Source organism: Streptomyces sp. NPDC059456, assembly GCF_042750055.1.
In the GTDB taxonomy this organism is placed as follows: Bacteria; Actinomycetota; Actinomycetes; order Streptomycetales; family Streptomycetaceae; genus Streptomyces.
In genome coordinates this window covers 1-2,840 of record NZ_JBHYVA010000900.1, presented here as the reverse complement: position 1 = coordinate 2,840, position 2,840 = coordinate 1, and the positions used below count along the sequence as shown (strand labels likewise).

3 protein-coding genes and 1 pseudogene are annotated in these 2,840 nt (G+C 75.7%); 3 read left to right on the top strand and 1 reads right to left on the bottom strand.

The annotated features are described in order from the left end of the window. A pseudogene (locus ACFXA3_RS40270) lies at positions 1–91 on the bottom strand (SAM-dependent methyltransferase); the annotation flags it as partial. Positions 92–141: 50 nt separating this feature from the next. Between ACFXA3_RS40270 and ACFXA3_RS40265 the strand changes: the two are divergent. The 3 genes from ACFXA3_RS40265 (at position 142) to ACFXA3_RS40255 (ending at position 2,672) form a co-directional block, all read left to right on the top strand. After that, on the top strand, positions 142–1,380 hold the full coding sequence (locus ACFXA3_RS40265) for an MFS transporter (protein ID WP_385196041.1): 1,239 nt from the start codon (positions 142–144) through the stop codon (positions 1,378–1,380). Between the two features lie 146 nt (positions 1,381–1,526). Next, positions 1,527–1,979, top strand: a complete 453-nt coding sequence (locus tag ACFXA3_RS40260; protein ID WP_385196038.1) for an SRPBCC family protein — start codon at positions 1,527–1,529, stop codon at positions 1,977–1,979. A gap of 12 nt (positions 1,980–1,991) precedes the next feature. Then, the gene (locus ACFXA3_RS40255; protein ID WP_385196035.1) at positions 1,992–2,672 is read left to right on the top strand and encodes a (2Fe-2S)-binding protein; all 681 of its coding nucleotides are present in this window, start codon (positions 1,992–1,994) and stop codon (positions 2,670–2,672) included. Positions 2,673–2,840: the final 168 nt, after the last annotated feature.

Here is a 2,840-nt window from a genome sequence, read left to right as displayed (position 1 = left end):
CCCGCGGCCCCTTCTCAGGCATCAACAGCCGCCGGTACGGCCCGAGTTCGAACCCGGCGTCGCGCAGTGCGGCGATCGGGTCACGGGCCAGGCCGCCGATTGGACCGCCCGGTTGGGCCATCCGGCTGATCCAATGGACCGGTGACGATACGGATCCTGCCCCCTCCCGGGGCGCCGCGCCGCCTGGCGGCCGCCCAGCTGAGCAACTCCGTCGGAGACGGCGCCTACTACGTGTGTTCGGCCCTCTACTTCACCCGCGTGGTCGGTCTCTCGCCCGCCCAGATCGGCCTCGGACTGACGCTCGCGTGGGCGATCGGCTCGGTCGCGGGCGTTCCGCTGGGCGCGCTCGCCGACCGGCGCGGTCCGCGCGGCACCTCGGTCCTGCTGGCCCTGGCCACCGCGGCCGCCGTGTCCTCGTTCCTGTTCATCCGCTCCTTCTGGGCCTTCCTCCTCGCCGTCGTCGTCTACGCCACCGCCCAGTGCGGGCTGGCGGCCGCCCGGCAGGCGCTGCTCGCGGGGCTGGTGACCCCGCAGGAGCGCACGGGCGTGCTGGCCCACCTCCAGTCCGTGCTGAACGCCGGGCTGGCGCTGGGGGCGGCCCTCGGGGGGCTCGCCCTGAGCGCCGACACCGAGCGGGCCTACCTCGCGGTGTTCCTCCTCGACGCCGTGAGCTTCCTGGCCTGCGCCGCCGTGCTGCTGCGGCTGCCCGCGGTGGCGCCCGTACCGCAGCGGACGGCCGGGGAGCCGCGGCTCGCGGTGCTCCGCGACCGCCCGTACGCGCTCGTCACCCTGCTGAACGCCGTCCTGCTGCTGCGGATGCCGCTGTTGAGCCTCGCCATCCCGCTGTGGATCGTCGAGCGCACCAGCGCCCCCGGCTGGCTGGTGTCGGCGCTGTTCGTGCTCAACACCGTGGCCGTCATGCTGTTCCAGGTGCGGGCGGCACGCCCGGTCGGCGACCTGGACAGCGCCCGCCGCGCGGTCCGGGTGTCCGGACTGGTCATGGCCGCCTCCTGCGCGGTGTTCGCCCTCTCGGCGCTGCCCCGGGCGGGCTGGGCGGCCGCGGCACTGCTGGTGGCCGGGGCGGTGCTCCAGGTGGACGCCGAGATGCGGCAGTCCGCCGGGTCCTGGCAGATCGGCTTCTCCCTGGCCCCGGCCGACCGGATCGGGCAGTACCAGGGCTTCTTCGGGACCGGGGTGCCGATCGCGCGGACCCTGGGGCCGCTGGTCCTGACCTCGCTGCTGCTGTGGGGGATCCCCGGCTGGCTGCTGCTCGGTGCGGTGCTGCTGGCCGCCTCGTACGGGATGGGCCCCGCGGTCCGCCGCGCCGGGGCGGTTCACCGCGGAACCGGGCCCGCGGGGGCCGTCGTACAGGCGTCCTAGCCGCGTCGTAGCCGCCGGGCGGCCGTACCGCACCCCCCGGCGACCCCTGGAACGACCCGGAGCGCCCTTTCAGGGGTGCTCCGGGGAATGCCGGGCCGGGGACGCTGGTTGCCCCGCTGCACGATCGACAACCTGGGGAGCCCGGCATGACCGAGACCGTCACCCGCATCGAGTACACCCTGCCCGTGAACGACCCCGTGGCCGAGGACCGGCTCCGGCTGAGCCGTGACGACGTGTGGGCGGGCCTGGTGGCCAAGGCCGCCGATCCGCGGCCCTACGTGCCGGCGATCACCGAGTGCACCGTCCTGTCGGAGAACCCGCAGGGCCTGGTCCGCGAGATAGCCCGCGACGGCGACCGGTTCCGCGAGGTCGTGGTCTTCGACATCGGCCACCGCGTCAGCTTCCGCCGCTCCGACGACAAGGACGTCTGGACGATCGACAACGTCATCGACGAGGACCCGACCGGAGCCCTCACCCTGACCTTCAGCGGCGAGTTCCCGTACGAGGTCACGCAGTCCCGGCGCACCGCGATGCGCACGTCCATGGCCCGGACCGTCGCCCGGACCCTGGCCGTGATCCGCGAGAACACCGCCGCCTGAGATCATCCGCGCATGGAGATCCAGGAGGTACTGGGCCGGCTGGCCGCCGTCGGGCCGTTCTTCGGCGTGCCGTACGGGACGGAGCCGCCCGGCCCCGGCTTCCGGCCGCTGAGCGAGCTCTACGGAAGCGGACCGGAGCCGTACGTCGCCGAGGTGGGCCGGCGCATCGGCACCGGGCCCGGCCGCGTCGCGGCCTCCACCGCGCAGTTCGGGATCGCCTCCCGGCTGTGGTCGATCGGGCTGGGCTGCGCCGCGCTGGGCGGGCGGATCCCGGACCTGGCGGCGGACCGGGTGTGGTGGCGGCTGCCCGCGGCGGGGTCGACGGAGCTGTGGCTGCCCGATCCGGGCCGGGGGGAGCTGCCGTGCGCGGCGCTCGGCGAGAACGTGCTCGGCCACCTCGCGGTGCTGGACCGGGCGGTGCGCGACCGGTACGGGGTCTCGCCCAAGGTGCTGCGCGGGAACGCCGCATCGGGGCTGGTCGGGGCGTTGCGCATGCTGATCGACCGGGTCCCGGGCGGCCCGGCGGTGCCCCTGACGGCGGAGCTGCTGGCCGAGGGCGGCGCGCTCGGCGGCAGCGGCACGTTCATCCACGAAGAAGGCCTCGGGGTGGCCTTCGTACGCCGCAGCTGCTGCCTCTACTACCAGGTGCCCGGCGGCGGACTCTGCGGGGACTGCGTGCTGCGGACCGGGTAGGCCGCCCCCGTCGGGGCGGCCCGCCCCGCGGCGGGCCCCCGGGGGCCGCCGCGCGCCGCCCCCGCGCGCCCGGCCCGGCCATGGGTCCCGGTGATCGTCCGTCTCCCCATGGGGTCGCCGGGAGCCCCCATGAGCGCGGGGGGCAGCGGGGCTGACGCGTGCGGGCCT